Source organism: Terribacillus saccharophilus (assembly GCF_000725365.1).
GTDB classification, from domain to species: Bacteria; Bacillota; Bacilli; order Bacillales; family Amphibacillaceae; genus Terribacillus; species Terribacillus saccharophilus.
Genome location: NZ_CP008876.1, coordinates 1,714,436 through 1,730,296 on the forward strand (window position 1 = coordinate 1,714,436; position 15,861 = coordinate 1,730,296).

Genomic DNA, 15,861 nt, shown 5'->3' on the forward strand with positions numbered 1-15,861 from the left:
GTCAACCCCTTAGTTAGCCTTCACTCTGAACAGAGGTTGTCCATACTCAACAAGCTCTCCGTTTTCCACTAGTACTTCGACGATTTCACCAGTAACATCTGCAGTGATTTCGTTGAATAGTTTCATCGCTTCCACGATACATACTACTGTGTCTTTCTCCACCCGTTCTCCAATGCTGACGAAATCATCAGAATCTGGATTTGGTTTGCTGTAGAAAGTACCTACCATCAACGATGTAATTTCGTAATCATAATTCTTTGCAGCTGCTTCTGGAGCTTGTGCTGCTGGTTCAGGCTGTGCAGCTGATACTGGTGCCTGTGGTGCACTCACTGCCGGTTGAACTGGCGCTGGTGCCGCTGCTACTTGTACAACCTCTTTGTTTTTGCGAAGGGAGACTTTTTCCCCTTCAGTTTCATAATCGAATTCATCTATTGAAGATTGGTCAATTAAGGTAATAAGTTCTTTCAATTCTTCTAATTTAAGCATATTGGCACTCCTTTACAATGGTCCTGCAAAATGGTTCCTACAGATTTAATCACTAACATATTTTACGCAAACGTTAAAAAAATCGCAACACCTAACGATTAACAGTAAGCATCAGCTGGTCGAACTATGCTGCTTTTTCTCGTTCTGTAGTGCATAATAGAAGCCTTTTTGCTCTATCAACTTATGATGACTTCCTTGTTCTTTTATTTCGCCATCCTGTAGAACAAATATCTTATCAGCCTGTTCTATCGTATTGAGGCGATGCGCCACTACAATACTTGTACGCCCCTCCATCAATACTTTCATTGCTTCCTGGATTCTAAGTTCAGTAATCGTATCAATGCTGGATGTAGCTTCATCCAGCAAGAGGATGTCCGGATCTTTTAACAATGCTTTGGCGATAGACAGCAATTGCCGTTGTCCATGACTAAGACCGCCGCCATCCTGTCCGACTATCGTTTCATATCCATCAGGCAGCCTGGTGATGAAACGGTGAGCGTTGGCCGCTTTGGCCGCTTCTTTAACTTGGTCATCGGTAGCATCCAATTTGCCATAGCGGATGTTCTCCAAGATTGTACCTTTGAAAAGGAAATCCTGCTGTAGCACAACCCCGATTCGATTGCGATAGCTGCTTAAATCGAGCTCAGGAAGCGCCATATCATCGATTGTTACTTGGCCTTGATCAGGCTGATAGAAACCGGCGATCAGATTCATGATCGTAGTTTTACCAGATCCAGTCGGGCCTACAAAAGCAGCCATTTGTCCTGATTGAACAGAGAAACTAATATCCTTCAGAGCCGGTTCACCTTCATAAGTGAATGTGACATTCTCAAAGTGTATGTCTCCACGAAGTTTTGATATTGTTTCTTTCGCCGTCTCTTGGTGTTCTTCCTGCTCGTCCAGAATTCCAAAAACGCGCTCTGCTCCGGCAAGTGCAGAGAATAAGGAGTTAAATTGGTTTGCCAGATCATTCAGTGGACGTGTAAACTGTCTTGAGTATTCCAGGAATATTACAATCGTACCAACTGTTATACCCGCACGTCCATACCCGATTAAGAGAGCGCCAACGCCGGCAATGACCGCGAAACTGATGTTATTTAGCATGTTCATCCATTTGGGAATGAAACCGGAAAAAGTTTGAGCCCAGAAACCTGCATGCTGTAGCTCCTCTGTCTTGTCACGGAAGGTACCGATAACTTTGCTTTCTTGGGCATATGCTTTTATGACTGCTTGGCCGGATATGCTTTCCTCGGCATAACCGTTCACCTTGCTGACAGCTTGCTGCTGTGTTCTGAAAGCATGCCTAGTACGGTTGGTGATCCATTTGATGCCTATGAACATGATCGGCACAACCAGCAATGTGATAATTGTAAGTATCGGACTAAGTATAACCATGACAGCCAGTATGCCGATAAAGGTGATGATGCTGGAAACAATCTGAACCATAGACGTATTGAGCGTTGTTGAAATATTATCCACATCATTCGTCATCCGACTCATTAGCTCTCCATGCTGCCGCTTATCGAAGAAAGCAAGCTTCAATTTCTGCAGATGAACAAATAGATCTTTCCTGATTGAATACACAGCTGTTTGCGAGATAGTGATCATCCAATATCCTTGCAGAAAAGTCATTACAGCAACAGCTGAATAGATTAGCAGCAGCCAGCTTAATTGCTGCAGAAGATATCCTGCCGTATACTCCCCACTTACAAACCGGTCAACGATATGTCCAAGAATGACAGGACCCACCAACGCTAGTATAGAGCTCACGATAATCATACCTAGCGTACTGAAAAGAAGTCTTCTTTCGAGAAGCATGTAATGCCAAATCCTTAGTAGCGTGCCTTTAGGATTTTCTACTTTTGCTTTCTGCTTACTGGCATTTGTCGTATATGCCGGCCGTTTATATCGGAACGCATCGGATAACTTTTTCATGATGTCGCCTCCCTCTGCGCTTGAGAAGCCTGAATCGCACGGAACAGCTCTGATTGCTCCAGAAGCTCATCTGCTGTACCATATGCAGTCCGTTTTCCTTCTTCTATGATTAAAATTCGATCACATTGCATTGCCGTACTAAGTTTCTGTGTGACAAGCACTGTCGTACACTCATACCGCTTGAGCGCCTCCAATAGTTTTCGTTCTGTCTGTAAATCCAGTGCACTTGTACTATCATCTAAGAGCAAAAGTGATGGCTCTAGCAGCAATGCTCTTGCAATCGTCAGCCGTTGTTTTTGACCGCCTGAAAGATTGATCCCATTTTGACCAAGTTTTGTATCAAGCTTATCTGGCAATTTGCTAATCGTGTCATAGATTTGTGCATCCTTTGCAGCACGAATAATTGCTTCATCACTCGCATCCGGTACGCCCCAGGCGATATTCTCACGGATTGTACCGGAAAACAACTGCACATCCTGAGATACAAATCCGACTTGTCGGCGAAAAGATTTGCTGTCCAGACTTGATAATGGCATATCATCTGCCAATACTTGACCTTTATCAGGTTCATATAAGCCAATCATAAGATGTAACAAAGTTGACTTACCAGAACCTGTTTCCCCTAATATGGCAACACGTTCTCCCGATTCTATTTCCATCGTAAACTCTTCAATGACTGGTAATTTACCATTTGGGTATCGGTAAGTTACCTGATCCAAGTCTATTTTTCCGCGGAAAGTTTCTGATGTTGTTTCACCATCATCTGCAGGAGTATCTAGCTCCAGAACATCAGCAATTCTAGTACTGGATGCTTTCGCTCGCGCATAAAACGTGATCAGCATGCCGACAACACTCAATGCACCCGTAATTCGTGTTGCATAGTTAACGATTGCGACTATATCTCCGACATTCGTCTGCTGCTGTATTCCACCAATATATAAAATAGCCAGAATAGCAATATTCATTACCAAAGTGAGCAGAGGTACAGATAATTCTGTATATCGAAATGCTTTCAGCATATTTTGACGCAGCTCATTGCTGGTCTGCTCAAAGCGCTTCTGTTCATGCTGCTCTCGGACGAATATCCTGATAAGTCGGAGTCCGACAAGATTCTCCCTCATCACATGGTTAACTTTATCCACACTGCGCTGCACAGTTCCGAAATAACGGATACTCCTTTTCATGATGAAACGAAGGAAAATCAACAGTATAGGAATGACGATCAATAAGATAAGTGCAATCCGTGCATTCACTACAAAAGCCATGACAGTTCCGCCGATAATCAGGAAAGGAGCCCTAATCATGAAACGAAAGAACATGACAAGTGTCAACTGAATTTGATTCACATCATTTGTCAGTCTGGTTAAAAGTGTACTCGTACCAAAGCGCTGGATATCTTGAAGCTCAGCCTGCTGAACCTTTTCATACATTTGATCCCGCAGCTCTTTTCCAACACTTTGACCAAGATGATCGGCAAAGAAGATATTGATGATTCCGGCTCCGAAGCCGATAATCGCAATTGCTACCATCCCCAAGCCGAGCTCGATAACAAGCTCATTATTACCTGCAGCAATTCCGTCATCAATAAGTTTTTGCAAAAGAAATGGCTGCACAAGTTCAACGGAAAGCTCCATCATGATAAAAATCAATGAAGTTACGATTATGAGCCAATAAGGTTTAAGATAACTGAATACTGTCTTCACTGCTTACGCCTTCTCCCTGCTTATGTATAGCCTGCTGCTAATCATACCCTAGCATACCACCACTTCAAACAAAATCGTACTAAACACCCTCTCATTGAAAAAGGTACTGACACATAACTGATTTATAGATTCGAAGTTCTAATTGCCGCTCCGGCACTGCGCTTGTGTACCTTTACTAACATCTCTTTCATATACGAGACGAAAACAGAACTAGTCCGTGCCAACCGAAAGCGAAGTATTCTCTCGGAGCGGAATTCTTATTCTCATTTAAAATACAAAAAACCGAACCTAAGCAAATTCACTAAGAAATTTGCATCGTTCGGATTTTTGTTTGGCCAAGATCTTATTTCTGCGGAATGTATTTTACATCAACGTTGGCACCGGTGAATTCATCAGCAGCCATCTGCATGATGCTGTTGGCTTCTTGAGCCGTCATTTTATCCGCTTTAACAGTAATTTGCACATGTCCATCTTCTGCTCGGACAAGCACTTCCTCATAGCCCTTTTCTGCGATGATTGATTCTTCCAGAATGGATTCTTTCGATGCGAACTGCTCCATTAACTCAATTTGGCTGACGGCATCATTCTTTTCTTCTGTGCTTGTAGAGGAGTTGGCAACAATTTCTTCAAGTCTGGTTTTTGCTTCGCTTCGCTGATCCATCGTTTGCATCCGGATGCTGGCAAATAGCTCATCGACATTAGCAGGTTCAGTCGTTACATCTGCTTCTCCTTCTTCTTTAGACTCGGTTTCACCGGAGTCGCCAGCTGTTGTACTTGTCCCATTTTCATCCGCTTTGTCATTGATAAAAGCTAGTTCGTCACCGTTTGGAGAAGTCATATAATAAACACTCAATACGATTAGCAAGCTCAGCATCGTCAATAGCCATACTGTTTGTTTCTTCAACATCCCAATTCCCCCTTAATTTTTCGGCATAACCGAAATTCGATGTGTCGGTACATCCAGGACTCGTGATACTGCCTGTACAACCCATTCCTGAACCGTTGCTTGTTCTGCACCTTTTGCAACAACAAGCACCCCTCTCACTTCTGGCTTTCTTGTTTCTACCAGCAGCGGTACTTCTTGATCTCCTTGTCTGACAAGAACAACTTGCTGCTCCTCATTTTCATCTTCCACCACCCGCTCTCCACCGTTTTGGTCGGTTTCTTCAGATGTTTGCTGGCCGATGATCAGATTCTTTTCATAGATTTTCTGGTGGGTGCTGTTCAGATTGACCATTACTTCCACCTCGGAAACACCTTTGATTTTTTCCAGCAAGCCAACTAGGTCTTGCTCATATGCTGCTTCCAAATCTGTAGTGGAAGAAGAAGCGTCGTTTTCTTTCTTGGCGAAAGTCTCTTCTGTTTCTGCTGCTGTTGAATTTTGAGTCTGCTGGGTGTTTTGTCTATCTGGCTCCTTCTGTTCTGTGAATAAGCCGCTTACAAGTAGAAGTAAGGCACCTAGCAGGCCGACAATTACCAAATATCCAAGCTTTGTCGGTTTCTTATTCTGAGAATCTTTCAGCTTCCACTGTTCGGAAAGCTTGTCTAATAACTTTTTCATCCTGTCCCCCCTTTTTGGGTGACCTCAAGCGGCAGATCCTCAAGCTCCCAGATTTCGGTCAGATAGGATTTCACTCTCTCCATGTCCTCGGTCTGTTCATTTGCTTCAATTGGACGGGAACTGTCGATGACGACGTCGCTGACTTCTCCTTCCGGTAATCCCTGGTCGGTACTTTGCACCTTCACTTGGATGGAATCGATTGCTTCGGTCGTTTCCTCATCCTCTCCCTCCTTAAAGGCCACTGCGATGTCAGTAATCTGCATATGAAACTTCTCTTGCAGCGTTGGATTTGCTTGGTCCTTCAATTGGACAGCCATCTGTTCCTCAATATATGCGCGCTGTACGGAATCTATTTCACTTTTCTTCTCTTCTATTGAATTTTCTATCGAAGGAGCATCTGTAAGGGCAGCAAATCCTTCCATTGCTTCTTGCACTGCTCTCGTTGAATCGACCTGGAATAAGGCGAATACTGGCTTGAGGAATAACAGAAGCAGCATGAGCCCCATGACCAGCTTCACGTATTTACGTATATCGGTGTCGGGCAAAACCATATCGAGTACAAAAGCGAGAAGGATGAACAGAATGATCTGCATCACCCATGATTGCAATGCTTCCAAGTGATCAGCTCCTATCTCAGCATTAATGTAACGTTGCTCGAAGCGACAATGATCACAATAGCAATGAAGAACATGAACGCAACAACGAGCAAGCAAGCGAAAATATAAAGGATATATTTACTCATCACTTGCATCGATTTGATGATTGGACCATCGCCTAGTGGCTGCAGCAAGGCTGCGGCAATTTTGTAGATAAGTGCGATAGCAAGAATCTTTATTGCAGGGAATAAGGAGATCGCTAAGACAATCAGCACCCCGACAATTCCGATTGCATTCTTCAGAAGAAGCGAAGCACTAAGCACAGTATCAGTGGCATCAGTAAACATCCGGCCAATGACGGGTATGAAGTTTCCAGTAACGAATTTAGCTGTCTTCATCGCTACACCATCCTGAACAGCTGAAACGGCACCCTGTACGGAGATGACTCCAAGAAAGACAGAAAAGAATATTCCCAACAGCCATAGCCCTATGTTTTTCAATAAGTCAGCAAGCTGAGTGACTGGATATTCTTTATTGATTGTACTGACAAGATGCAAAAGAGCACTCATGAGGAATAATGGGATAATTACCTTAGCAATCAATAGACCGCTGGCATGGATAAGGAAAACGATGATCGGATGAAAGAAAGCGACAGCAGAAAGACTTCCAAATGAAGCCATCAACCCGAGCAGCAGCGGAATCAAAGCCAGCATAAAATCACTCATACCGTTGATAGCTTCCATTGCGTAATTCACCGACAAACGGAAACTGTTCAAAAGAAGTGTCAGAAGCACCATACATACGATCAGATAAGCGACTTTGCTTATCGAGCCTTTATTGAATGCAGTTTGGATCGTCTGCAGGATACTGCTGAAAAGCGTTAAAAGTATCAAAATACCAAGCAGCTTTCCATTTAGCAGCAGCTCATACAACAGATATTCAAAAAGCCCTTTCAGCCATGATTGGATGGAGATATCTCCTTGCTGCTTGATAAAATCAACGAAAGAGCCTTTCTCTAGTTCCGGAATAAACTGACCGTACTTATCAGACAAAAGCTCCCAATACTCAGTGAGTTCTTCTGTCGGAAGGCTATCGAATGCTGTGACCGCAACTTCCTGTTCTTCTGCTTGACCTGTTTCTCCATAAGCAGCTGCTGGAGCTGCAAGTACACCAAACAAAGCTAAAAGAATTACCAAGCAGCGTTTCAACGTATCCAGCTCCTTATCCGCCCGGCATGAAACTCATGATTGTCTCGATGACCGCTGTCAGAATCGGTATGGCCACCGTTATGATAATGATCTTTCCGGCAAGCTCTATTTTTGCAGCAATTGCTGACAATCCGGCATCTCGTGTTAAATGCGCACCAAATTCCGTGATATAAGCAATGCCGATGATTTTCAAAATCGTCTTTATATAAAGTCCTTCCACATTTGCCCGTTCACCTAGCTGCTCAATCAAAAGCAGGATGCCTGTAATCTTTTGCAGGATGAACAGGAAAATGATGATGCCTGTCACTACTACTACAAAAAATGCAATGGATGAATTTTGTTCTTTTACAATCAAAGCAAGCAAACTCGCTACAATGCCAATGGATACGATTATAATAATATCCATCTTTATCGCCTCATCCCTGGAATAAGAACACCGACTTGATCTGCTGGAACAGTTCCGATAATTTGCCCAAGACGATGAGCAGTACGAGTATGAATCCCATCAGTGTTGTAAATTGTGCAATCTCTTCCTTCCCCATTTGCTTCAGTACAGTATGAATGATTGCGACAATCATCCCAATACCTGCTATTTGAAATAGAATCATTGCTTCACCGAGCATAGCGGACTCCTTTCTTACCTCGTTCAGATAAGCAGTAGTACAATCAGCAAACCTGTCAGGAATCCGAGGTTGCGGATCATTTTTCCATACCGCTGGTTCGCTTCTTCTGATTCCTCGAGCTCACGTTCCAGGTGGGTTTTGGCCAGCTGGATGTGCTTTTGCTGCTGTTCAAAATCATGCTGACCAAGTGTACGGCCGAATTGCAGCCACACATCTTTTTCAGAAGTCTTTAGCGCTGTTGTGTCTATCCAAGCTTCTGTCGTCTCTTCCCAGCAATCATACAAATCTACCGGGTGCAGCAGCAGTTTATCTGATAGAGATTGAAAAAAAGCAGCTGCCGGCTGTGGAACTTGCTTGGCCAGATTATCGCTTGTTTCAATAATGCTTGTCTGACTATAAAGGATTTCAGCCTCCATCACTTGCAAACTGCTGATCAATTGGCGGATTTGCTTTGGGCGCTGCTGCAGTCTGCGTGACAAATCGAAACCCACCCAAGTAGCGGCGATAAGTACAAGTATCGCTCCTACCCACTTCATGCGTTTGCACCTGCTGGACTGGCTGTTTCCAATACTGCTTGTACTACGCCAGGCGCCATACCCTTCTTTAAAATGACGATACGCTCAAACACTTTCTGTTCAAACAAGGGCCTTAAGGAAGGACGATGACGGATGGAATCTAAGCTGTCTCCATGAACACTGCAGACGATCTTCACACCTGCGTGCAAGGCTTCCAGAAGCGCCTGGACATCACGTTCGCTCCCTATCTCGTCTGCCACAATCACGTCAGGAGACATCGATCGAATCAACATCATCAATCCCTCTGCTTTTGGACAGGCATCCATGATATCTGTCCTTTTTCCAAGATCGTGCTGCGGAATGCCATTAATACTGCCTCCAATTTCAGAGCGTTCGTCAACGACTGCTGTCTTTATCGCCTGATATTGCTGCCAGCCAGTTGATAGCGAACGAACTATATCGCGAAGAATAGTCGTTTTACCGGACTTCGGCGGCCCTATGATGAGCGTGTGGCGGCAAGTGCCGTCAGGCTTGTACAAGGAAGACATAATTCTACTCGCTGCTCCAGGTCTGGCCTTTGCAATTCTTATATTGAAGGAGGATATATGCTTGAGAGCTTTGACGATACCGCCCTCTGTATTGACTTGTCCGCTCAAACCTACCCGATGCCCTCCTGCAATGGTGATATAACCTTCTCGCAATTCATTTTCAAGTGCATATAAAGAAAAATCACTCAATTGATTCAGCATAAACCGTGCATCCGCAACCTCCATTAGCGACGCTTCAATCCACTCGGTTCTGTCATCGAAGCAAAGCTCAAGCTGCTGGTTCGTCCGACAGCGAATTTCCTGCAGCTTATCCCATCGTCCTCCTACCTTTTCTGACAATAGTGCTTGTAAAGGCGCTCGAAACAATTTCTGGATTTCCTTCATCCTTGCTCACCTCTAACTTCGATTGGACATGTTGTCCATACTGTAATGTATGTGTCACGGGTTTGTTTATGCACAAAAAAAGAGCCCCTTCCCATATAGGGAAGAGACTCTTTAGATAGCTTATGCGCGGGAAACGTATTTCCCGTCAGAAGTACTTACGAGCAGTACATCGCCTTCATTGATGAAGAAAGGTACTTGCACACTCAAACCAGTTTCTACGATAGCTGGTTTCGTACCGCCGCTCGCAGTATCACCTTTGATACCTGGCTCTGTTTCTACTACTTTCAGTTCTACGTTATTCGGAAGATCAACACCTAGTGTTTCACCGCCGAAAGTCATAACACTGATTTCCATGTTTTCTTTCAGGAATTTAAGTTCGTATTCGATCTGCGCTGTCTGAAGTTCCAGCTGATCGTATGTGTCTGTGTCCATGAAAGTATGTGTGTCACCTGAAGCATAAAGGTATTGCATCGTTTTATGTTCAATATGTGCACGAGAAACTTTCTCTCCGGCACGGAATGTTTTTTCCTGGATGTTTCCGTTACGTAAATTACGCAGCTTAGAACGTACGAATGCTGCACCTTTACCTGGTTTTACGTGCTGGAAATCGATAACCTGCCAAAGGCCATTGTCTACTTCGATTGTAAGGCCCGTACGAAAATCGTTTACTGAAATCATTGTTTTCCTCCTTCGAAAAACGGCTGTTACAATGTAATTAAATCTTTAGTGGAGAACGTCAGGCGTTCACTGCCATCAGCTGTCAGCACAAGATCATCCTCAATTCGGCATCCGCCTACTTCCGGTATGTAGATCCCCGGCTCTACTGTTACGACCATTCCCGGCTTCAATACCGTATCGGAGCGGAAGGATAGAGCTGGTGATTCGTGTACATCCATACCTAGCCCATGGCCGGTAGAATGTCCGAAATACTGGCCATAGCCTTTTTCAGATATATAGTCTCGTGTGAGCGCATCGGCTTCTTTACCAGTAATACCCGGTTTCACGCCTGCTACTCCTCGAAGATTCGCCTCTAGTACTATATCATAAATCTCACGTAATTTGTCACTTATCTCGCCTACCGCGAAAGTTCGGGTAATATCCGAGCAATATCCATTGTAAAGGGCACCATAATCAAGTGTAACCAATTCGCCCTTCTGAATCTCTTTATCTGAAGCAACACCGTGCGGTAATGCAGAACGGTATCCGGAAGCGACAATCGTATCGAAACTGGACTGCGTCGCGCCCTGCTTGCGCATAAAGAACTCAAGCTCATTGGAAACTTCGATTTCCTTCATACCTGGCTTCACGAAAGTAAGGATATGTGTGTATGCTGCATCAGCAATCTCGGCAGCTGTCTTCATGATAGCAAGCTCTGCTTCTGATTTAATCAAACGTAATTCCTCAATCAGGCCAGAAGAAGGAATAAGATCTGCATGTACAGCATTCTGGAACTGCTGGTACAGCGCAAAAGTAACATCCTCATGCTCGAATCCAGCTTGCTGAGCACCTTCTTTAAGAAGCTGTGCAGCCGCTTCCTGAATGATGGACTGTTTGTGCTCAATGATTTCAAAATCAGGAGCTTGTTCTGTTGCTTGCTCAATATAACGGAAATCAGTGATGAACAACTGCTTAGATTTAGTAATGATAAGCAGCCCCGCACTTCCTGTAAAACCTGATATGTATCGGCGGTTCTGAGCACTCGTTACGATGAATGCGTCCAAGTTTTTCTTTTCCATTAAAGCGCGTAATTTCTCTATTTTCTCCATCTGTTTCTTCCTCTCCCTTTATTTCTCCAGCAGTGCTAACGCTGCATATCGGTAGCCTTTAATCCCCAGACCAACGACCTGCCCCTTACATACGGATGCCAGCATCGAATGATGGCGGAACTCCTCACGGGTATGAATATTCGAAATATGCACTTCAAGAACCGGAATTGGAACACTGGCAATCGCATCCCTAATCGCGATGCTAGTATGCGTATAAGCAGCAGCATTCAATATTATTCCGCTGCATGTACGGCCTGCCTCCTGAATCTTATCAACCATAGCTCCCTCATGATTCGACTGAAAATCCTCCAGCTCATATCCGAAACTGTCTGTTACCTTTTTAACTTCAGCAACTACATCAGACAGCGTATGACTGCCATAAATACCAGGTTCTCTCGTTCCGAGTAAATTTAAATTCGGTCCATTGATCAACATTAAGCGATTCACGTTCTTCATCCTTTGGTTACATTATTTTAACTTTCACATAGTGTAACATAAGACTGAGGCTTTGTGATTGAAAATTCGAAATGCTTAATTTTCCTGGTATGCTTGGCTTTGCTGGTATTCAAAGCTGATGCTGTACCCGATAAATACAGCATAAAGCAAATACAAGCACATTGTCGTGATATTTGCATTCCGGTCTGCTTGGAATGCACTATCTACACCGTGGATAATCGGCGCCAGCACTAATTGGACAAGAACCCAGAGCACAACACCGAAAATTATGCTTGGAATGATTCCTTGCTGTTTTTTCAAGAACAGAAAATACAAATAAGCGATTAATATGGATAGAATTCCGACTATGAAAATGCTGAGCAGTTCAGCCACCCATGTTTCGGCCCAAGGCATCCAAACCCATGAACGGAGGACGAAATCAGCCACAGACAAGTCGGTGAAATGAAAGAAGTGCGCTACCAATGCGATTGCTGACCAAAGTACACCGCCGACGAACCCAGTCACAACAGCACTTCTATTAAAACGTGATGCGGTTTTCCGATTTTGCTGCATAAAACTCACCTCAATACGTAGCATTCCTTAACCGAGCGATTTTAATCACAGATGCCATCTAGTGTTATCTGTATTTTTTTAGTAAAATAGAAGGAAATCGAAACGAGGCTGGTGAAATTATGTCAGATAAACAAACCAATACCTATGGCGGTCAAGCCGTCATCGAAGGTGTCATGTTTGCGGGAAAAAACAGCTTCGTTACTGCCGTTCGCAGAAATGACGAGAGCATTGACTACTTAACCGTCGAACGCCAAGACAATCCGAAATTATCCAAGCTGAAAAAAATACCTATACTGCGAGGGATCGCAGCAATCATACACGCCAGCGCTAATGGCACAAAGCATCTAAACTTTTCCTCAGAACGTTATGGGGTCAATCCGGAAGACGATGCACAGATTGTTCCAGAGGAGAAGAAATCAAAGCTGGCGATGATTATCGGTATCGGTGCTGTTGGAGTATTATCCTTTATTTTTGGGAAATTGATTTTCACTCTAACTCCTGCACTCGTCGCGGATTTCTTCGACAAGTGGCTTCCTTCCAGATTCGAACAGGTTGCACTGGAAGGTTTCCTGAAGCTTATCTTGCTTCTTGCATATGTTTATCTCGTTTCCCTGACACCATTGATCAGACGGGTGTTCCAATATCACGGCGCTGAACATAAGGTGATCAACTGTTACGAAAATGGCCTGCCGCTTACCGTAGAGAATGTTCAAAAACAATCTCGGCTTCATTATCGATGCGGATCGAGCTTTATGCTGTTCACTGTCATAGTAGGCGTGATTGTGTATATGTTCGTTGCAACGGATCCGTTATGGTGGCGTATGGTGAACCGCATCATGCTCCTGCCGCTTGTCATCGGACTTTCTTTTGAGGTGCTTCAGCTGACGAACAAGGTTCGTGATATCCCTGTTCTTCGCTTCCTCGGTTATCCAGGTCTTTGGCTGCAGCTAGTCACAACTAAAGAGCCGAAAGATGATCAAGTGGAAGTTGCGCTGGCTTCTTTCAAAAAAGTGCTAGAAAATGATTCTGTGCAGGTGAATAGTGGTATAAAGATAGTAAGATAAAGAAACCATGTCACCATCAAGGCATGGAAAGGAGGAAAATGGGTTGCGTAGATCTGGGTCTTCCATCATCGTCTTTGTTTTGATTGGTCTTGCTGTTATTGGTGTCAGCATGCAGCTCGTGACAAATCCAGGAGCACTCTTCCAAAATGTGCTCGTTTGGATCGGAGGTGCCGTTCTCTTCGGTGCATTGCTTTATTTTATACTTACACGCTTGCGCGGCCGTACTGCTGGAGCCGGGGGTGGCAGCAACGGCGATATGCAGAAATATAAGAAAGCAGTAAAGCAATCCAAACAGAAATACAAGCAGCCAAAAGCCCGCCCTGTCAACAAACCAGCAAAACAAACTGCTAACATTAAGAAAGCTTCCGCTGCAAGAAAAAAACGAACGGTTAAAGATCGGTCTCGCGGTCCACAGCTTCGTGTCATTGAAGGAAATAAACAGAAAAGGAAAAAGTCGAGCATCTGATGCCCGACTTTTTTTATGGCCAGCGTTTCAGGAAGTGCTCCGCTTTCTCTCTTCCGACTGTAATCAGCTTTTCCTTTTCCATAGCTGATATATTGAAGTCGGCCATTCCGATATCTTCAACAGGAATAAAGATGATATCCTTCGCTGTTTCCTGATTTATATGTCGCATATCATGCGCTACCTTCATCGTTTTGAAAAGCGCATAAAAAAGATCAAAAGATTGATGGACTTTTTGAACTGGGATTTTTTGTACTGCTTCACTTAGCTTCATACCTAAAATCGGGCGTCTTAATAGACGTTCATCGCCCTCCAGTGTCCAAATCGGGAAGTTGCTCAGTACCCCCCCATCCAATAGCAGGCTTCGTTTCCGATTGTTGTATAGCAGTTTGGCCGGCATAAATATGTACGGAATACCCGCGCTCATCCTGATGGCTCTGGCCACAGGAAAACTTCCGCCATCGATTCCATATGTCTCAGCCAAATCATCCGGAAATACAATTAAGCGTCCTAATGTTACATCTGCGGCAATCACTTTCAGTGTTCTTGGCTTCAAATCTTGAAAGGTATATACCTGCTTTTTTGCCAATGCTTCATAAAGCCAGCGTTCCAACGCGTTCCCCTTGTACAGACCCATCTTAAAATAGAGCGTCAGCCAGTTGGCAAAAGGAATATACCTCGTTAGCTTGATAGGATCAGTGAATTTACTGATATCTGTTTCCTGTAGTAATGCTTCCATTTCTTTTCCGGTATATCCCGCTGCCAGCAAACCAGCGACAATGGCACCAGCAGAGGTACCAGCTACATTCTCAAACTCATATTTTTCCTTCTCCACAGCCTGAATAGCACCGATGAATGCGAAAGCCTTCACCCCGCCACCTGAGAAAACGCCGTCTATTTTCATAAGCACGCTCCATGATGACTTTTTATTATACCTAATCAGGAAGGTGCTCTTTTAGAACCAAAAAAACCATCCGAAATGGATGGTAGGAGTTAAGACTTTTGTTTTTGCTGTATTTTGATTAATGCTTCTTTCCGCTTATTATCTTCCCGGAAATATTCCACAAGATTGCCGATCCGCTCGATGGAATTCCAGCTCATATGATGCTCTATTCCTTCTACATCCTGATAGATATTCTCTTCCTCGACACCGATAATCCGCAGGAAGTCTTCCAAAAGTTCATGCCGATAGACAAGCCGTTTGCCGACCTGCTCTCCTTTATCAGTAAGAATCAAGCCACGGTACTTTTCATATTTCAAATATTCATCTTTGTCCAGCTTCTGCACCATTTTCGTAACAGAAGACGGATGTACCTGCAGATTCTCTGCTATATCAGACACTCGGGCATATCCCTTTTGTTCCATTAATATGTAAATTTGTTCAATATAATCTTCCATGCTCGGTGTAGGCATAAAATTCCTCCATTCAATCCACTGCAACTTCTACATCTTTATATGATACACCTTTTCGAGCAGACAAACAAGCCAACAAAGTTGAAGCAGGTAAAAAGTGTTACACTTGTTTGAACGGCTATAAAAAATCTTTGAAAATAAGCGCTTGCTTGCTATAATGTAAGTTGGAGTATTTGCAGATGGGGGAAATGACATGGAAGCAGTATTAGTTATCGGAATTGCACTGATTGTATTCATCGCATATAGTGTAATCCGCTATTTCATTCAGAAGAAACACCTGAAAACTCTTACAGAGGAAGAATTCAAAGCTGGATACCGTAAAGCACAGCTGATTGATGTTCGTGAACCGAAAGAATTCGATGGCGGACACATTCTAGGTGCTCGCAATATCCCGCTAACCCAGCTTCGCTACCGTTTGGCTGAAATCCGCAAGGACAAGCCTGTTTATATGTATGACCAAAACGGTACACGTACTGTTCGTACTGCAGCAATGCTGCACAAAAAAGGTTATCAGGATCTTAATCAGCTAAAAGGCGGTTTTAAAGCCTGGAGCGGTAAGATCAAACGAAAAGGCGAATAAAAGAGCTT

Annotated in this window: 20 protein-coding genes; 3 read left to right on the forward strand and 17 right to left on the reverse strand. The window is 43.8% G+C overall.

Translation table 11 applies throughout. From position 1 onward, the window contains the following. Positions 1–9: 9 nt before the first annotated feature. From accB to GZ22_RS08700, 15 genes are all read right to left on the reverse strand, one after another. On the reverse strand, positions 10–486 hold the full coding sequence (accB, locus tag GZ22_RS08630) for an acetyl-CoA carboxylase biotin carboxyl carrier protein (RefSeq protein WP_038561199.1): 477 nt from the start codon (positions 484–486) through the stop codon (positions 10–12). Positions 487–597: 111 nt separating this feature from the next. Then, positions 598–2,424 carry an ABC transporter ATP-binding protein gene (locus GZ22_RS08635; RefSeq protein WP_038561202.1) on the reverse strand — a complete coding sequence of 609 codons (1,827 nt, stop codon included), beginning with the start codon at positions 2,422–2,424 and terminating at the stop codon, positions 598–600. Further along, on the reverse strand, positions 2,418–4,124 hold the full coding sequence (locus GZ22_RS08640) for an ABC transporter ATP-binding protein (protein WP_038561205.1): 1,707 nt from the start codon (positions 4,122–4,124) through the stop codon (positions 2,418–2,420). Before GZ22_RS08640 ends, GZ22_RS08635 begins: the two co-directional genes overlap by 7 nt. Before the next feature lie 343 nt (positions 4,125–4,467). Beyond that, positions 4,468–5,031: a SpoIIIAH-like family protein gene (locus GZ22_RS08645; RefSeq protein WP_038561207.1), complete on the reverse strand. Its 564-nt coding sequence runs from the start codon at positions 5,029–5,031 to the stop codon at positions 4,468–4,470. 12 nt (positions 5,032–5,043) lie between these two features. Then, positions 5,044–5,685: a stage III sporulation protein AG gene (gene spoIIIAG, locus GZ22_RS08650; protein ID WP_038561211.1), complete on the reverse strand. Its 642-nt coding sequence runs from the start codon at positions 5,683–5,685 to the stop codon at positions 5,044–5,046. Beyond that, entirely contained in the window at positions 5,682–6,302 is a 621-nt protein-coding gene (gene spoIIIAF, locus GZ22_RS08655; protein WP_038561214.1) for a stage III sporulation protein AF, read from the reverse strand. Before spoIIIAF ends, spoIIIAG begins: the two co-directional genes overlap by 4 nt. An 11-nt stretch (positions 6,303–6,313) precedes the next feature. Next, positions 6,314–7,489: a stage III sporulation protein AE gene (gene spoIIIAE, locus GZ22_RS08660; protein ID WP_084160698.1), complete on the reverse strand. Its 1,176-nt coding sequence runs from the start codon at positions 7,487–7,489 to the stop codon at positions 6,314–6,316. Between the two features lie 13 nt (positions 7,490–7,502). Continuing rightward, entirely contained in the window at positions 7,503–7,901 is a 399-nt protein-coding gene (gene spoIIIAD / locus GZ22_RS08665) for a stage III sporulation protein AD (protein ID WP_245609722.1), read from the reverse strand. A gap of 4 nt (positions 7,902–7,905) precedes the next feature. Continuing rightward, positions 7,906–8,112 (reverse strand): stage III sporulation protein AC, encoded by a 207-nt coding sequence (spoIIIAC, locus tag GZ22_RS08670; RefSeq protein ID WP_038561221.1) that lies wholly within the window; start codon positions 8,110–8,112, stop codon positions 7,906–7,908. Positions 8,113–8,135: 23 nt separating this feature from the next. Further along, the gene (spoIIIAB, locus tag GZ22_RS08675) at positions 8,136–8,648 is read right to left on the reverse strand and encodes a stage III sporulation protein SpoIIIAB (RefSeq protein ID WP_038561224.1); all 513 of its coding nucleotides are present in this window, start codon (positions 8,646–8,648) and stop codon (positions 8,136–8,138) included. Continuing rightward, positions 8,645–9,559, reverse strand: coding sequence for a stage III sporulation protein AA (gene spoIIIAA, locus GZ22_RS08680; RefSeq protein ID WP_038561227.1), 915 nt, complete (start codon positions 9,557–9,559; stop codon positions 8,645–8,647). Before spoIIIAA ends, spoIIIAB begins: the two co-directional genes overlap by 4 nt. Before the next feature lie 120 nt (positions 9,560–9,679). Continuing rightward, positions 9,680–10,237: an elongation factor P gene (gene efp, locus GZ22_RS08685; RefSeq protein ID WP_038561230.1), complete on the reverse strand. Its 558-nt coding sequence runs from the start codon at positions 10,235–10,237 to the stop codon at positions 9,680–9,682. A 26-nt stretch (positions 10,238–10,263) separates the two neighbouring features. Beyond that, on the reverse strand, positions 10,264–11,325 hold the full coding sequence (locus tag GZ22_RS08690) for a M24 family metallopeptidase (RefSeq protein WP_038561234.1): 1,062 nt from the start codon (positions 11,323–11,325) through the stop codon (positions 10,264–10,266). Between the two features lie 18 nt (positions 11,326–11,343). Next, entirely contained in the window at positions 11,344–11,772 is a 429-nt protein-coding gene (gene aroQ / locus GZ22_RS08695; protein ID WP_093879611.1) for a type II 3-dehydroquinate dehydratase, read from the reverse strand. A gap of 84 nt (positions 11,773–11,856) precedes the next feature. Further along, entirely contained in the window at positions 11,857–12,333 is a 477-nt protein-coding gene (locus tag GZ22_RS08700) for a YqhR family membrane protein (RefSeq protein WP_051748144.1), read from the reverse strand. 119 nt (positions 12,334–12,452) lie between these two features. On the opposite strand from GZ22_RS08700, the gene GZ22_RS08705 reads away from it, so the two are divergent. Both GZ22_RS08705 and GZ22_RS08710 read left to right on the forward strand, forming a co-directional pair. Next, positions 12,453–13,397: a DUF1385 domain-containing protein gene (locus tag GZ22_RS08705; protein ID WP_038561244.1), complete on the forward strand. Its 945-nt coding sequence runs from the start codon at positions 12,453–12,455 to the stop codon at positions 13,395–13,397. Between the two features lie 43 nt (positions 13,398–13,440). Further along, positions 13,441–13,863 (forward strand): SA1362 family protein, encoded by a 423-nt coding sequence (locus GZ22_RS08710; RefSeq protein ID WP_038561247.1) that lies wholly within the window; start codon positions 13,441–13,443, stop codon positions 13,861–13,863. Positions 13,864–13,876: 13 nt separating this feature from the next. On the opposite strand, the gene GZ22_RS08715 is transcribed toward GZ22_RS08710, so the two are convergent. Further along, on the reverse strand, positions 13,877–14,764 hold the full coding sequence (locus GZ22_RS08715; RefSeq protein ID WP_038561250.1) for a patatin-like phospholipase family protein: 888 nt from the start codon (positions 14,762–14,764) through the stop codon (positions 13,877–13,879). An 89-nt stretch (positions 14,765–14,853) separates the two neighbouring features. Next, positions 14,854–15,273, reverse strand: a complete 420-nt coding sequence (gene mntR / locus GZ22_RS08720) for a transcriptional regulator MntR (protein ID WP_038561253.1) — start codon at positions 15,271–15,273, stop codon at positions 14,854–14,856. Between the two features lie 193 nt (positions 15,274–15,466). Between mntR and GZ22_RS08725 the strand changes: the two genes are divergently transcribed. After that, positions 15,467–15,853: a rhodanese-like domain-containing protein gene (locus GZ22_RS08725; protein ID WP_038561256.1), complete on the forward strand. Its 387-nt coding sequence runs from the start codon at positions 15,467–15,469 to the stop codon at positions 15,851–15,853. The last annotated feature ends 8 nt before the right edge of the window (positions 15,854–15,861 follow it).

Excerpts from the sequence above, each read along its gene's own strand:
- spoIIIAG (WP_038561211.1), bottom strand. The coding sequence starts at position 5,685 with ATGAAAAAGTTATTAGACAAGCTTTCCGAACAGTGGAAGCTGAAAGAT.
- GZ22_RS08705 (WP_038561244.1), top strand. The coding sequence starts at position 12,453 with ATGTCAGATAAACAAACCAATACCTATGGCGGTCAAGCCGTCATCGAA.
- efp (WP_038561230.1), bottom strand. The coding sequence starts at position 10,237 with ATGATTTCAGTAAACGATTTTCGTACGGGCCTTACAATCGAAGTAGAC.
- GZ22_RS08645 (WP_038561207.1), bottom strand. The coding sequence starts at position 5,031 with ATGTTGAAGAAACAAACAGTATGGCTATTGACGATGCTGAGCTTGCTA.
- GZ22_RS08700 (WP_051748144.1), bottom strand. The coding sequence starts at position 12,333 with ATGCAGCAAAATCGGAAAACCGCATCACGTTTTAATAGAAGTGCTGTT.
- accB (WP_038561199.1), bottom strand. The coding sequence starts at position 486 with ATGCTTAAATTAGAAGAATTGAAAGAACTTATTACCTTAATTGACCAA.
- GZ22_RS08715 (WP_038561250.1), bottom strand. The coding sequence starts at position 14,764 with ATGAAAATAGACGGCGTTTTCTCAGGTGGCGGGGTGAAGGCTTTCGCA.
- GZ22_RS08690 (WP_038561234.1), bottom strand. The coding sequence starts at position 11,325 with ATGGAGAAAATAGAGAAATTACGCGCTTTAATGGAAAAGAAAAACTTG.
- spoIIIAC (WP_038561221.1), bottom strand. The coding sequence starts at position 8,112 with ATGCTCGGTGAAGCAATGATTCTATTTCAAATAGCAGGTATTGGGATG.
- spoIIIAB (WP_038561224.1), bottom strand. The coding sequence starts at position 8,648 with ATGAAGTGGGTAGGAGCGATACTTGTACTTATCGCCGCTACTTGGGTG.
- GZ22_RS08725 (WP_038561256.1), top strand. The coding sequence starts at position 15,467 with ATGGAAGCAGTATTAGTTATCGGAATTGCACTGATTGTATTCATCGCA.
- mntR (WP_038561253.1), bottom strand. The coding sequence starts at position 15,273 with ATGCCTACACCGAGCATGGAAGATTATATTGAACAAATTTACATATTA.
- spoIIIAA (WP_038561227.1), bottom strand. The coding sequence starts at position 9,559 with ATGAAGGAAATCCAGAAATTGTTTCGAGCGCCTTTACAAGCACTATTG.